This window comes from Sphingomonas sp. ABOLE (assembly GCF_003950455.1).
Taxonomy (GTDB): domain Bacteria; phylum Pseudomonadota; class Alphaproteobacteria; order Sphingomonadales; family Sphingomonadaceae; genus Sphingomonas; species Sphingomonas trueperi.
Genome location: NZ_QQWY01000101.1, coordinates 1 through 1,370, shown reverse-complemented (window position 1 = coordinate 1,370; position 1,370 = coordinate 1). Strand labels below are relative to the sequence as shown.

Here is a 1,370-nt window from a genome sequence, read left to right as displayed (position 1 = left end):
CTTAAGGCGGGTGTTATGGAAGACCGGGTTCACACCCGGACCTACAGCGGCACTCCGCAGGGCGGTATCGTCTCTCCAATCTTGGCCAACATCTACCTCCATGAACTCGATATGTTCATGGCGGAACGGATCGCGGCTTTCGAGAGGGGGAAGGTCCGTGCCACGAACCCGGAATATGGGCGACTGGCTGGGCGCATCCAGAAACAACGGAAGCGCGTCACCATGCTGCGGGCCAAAGACAATGTCGACGAGGTGAAGGTTGCGGCCTCCTTGGCCAAAATCCAAACCTTACTGCCGCAAAAGCGGTCCATCCCGTCGAGAGACGCGATGGACCCCGGTTATCGCCGACTTCGTTACTGTCGCTACGCGGACGACTTCATGATTGGGGTTATCGGTAGCAAGGAGGATGCACGAAGCGTGTTCGCCGAAGTCAGGGCATTCCTGACCGAGGCGCTGGCGCTCACGGTGTCCGAGGAGAAAAGCGGTATCCGCAAGGCGAGCGATGGAGCCGCCTTCCTTGGATATGAGGTCCGCACATATACGACACGCCAACGGGTTGTCCGGAGCCGACAAGGTTCCGTCAGCTTCCTTCGTAGGCCGCCGTCGGAAGTGATGCAGCTGCATGTCCCTTGGGAGAAGGTCCACGCGTTCGCTTCTGCAAAAGGTTATGGTGATCTGTCGGTGTTGAAGCCGCGTCATCGTAGCCTGCTGCTCAGCTGCAGCGACGTTGAGATCGTCCTAGCTTACAACGCCGAATTGCGGGGTTTTGCGAACTACTATGCTCTCGCCAAGGATGTGAGCTTCAAGCTGAACAGGCTTGAGTTTCTCCAGCGGTGGAGCTTGTTCAAGACCTTGGCCAGCAAGCACAAAACCAATGTGCGAGCGGTCGTGGCCCGCATGAGGACGGGGCAGGAATTCACCATCGGCTACGACGTCGATGGCCAGCCCCGATCGGTCAAAGTCTGGAAACTGGCTCATCTGAAACGTGATCCGGCCACCTCGTCCAGGATTGATATCCAGCCTTGGACGCAGGTGTTCACCCACTCACGTACGGACTGGGTTGATCGTCAGAATGCCAAGCAATGCGAGGCTTGCGGTCGATCCGATGTTCCGTGTCAGGTGCACCATATCCGGGGGATGGCCGATGTTTCGCACCGCGGTTTTGTCGTGAGAATGAAGGTGGCACGCGCCCGCAGGACGGTGGTCCTGTGCGAGCAATGCCACTGGGATACTCACAGAGGCCGCCTGCCCGATCTACGGCAAAGTGATGGTTCGTCACAGTGGAGAGCCGCATGCGGTGAAAGCTGCACGTGCGGTTCGGCGGGGGGATCAGGGCTGACTCCATGAGCAGCACCAATCCTACCCGACTG

1 protein-coding gene is annotated in these 1,370 nt (G+C 58.8%); it reads left to right on the top strand.

The window, feature by feature from the left end; all coding sequences use genetic code 11:
* Nucleotides 1-1,347: reverse transcriptase/maturase family protein (locus tag CA234_RS24050; RefSeq protein ID WP_126002941.1), on the top strand; the 1,347-nt coding region annotated here is incomplete at its 5' end.
* Nucleotides 1,348-1,370: the final 23 nt, after the last annotated feature.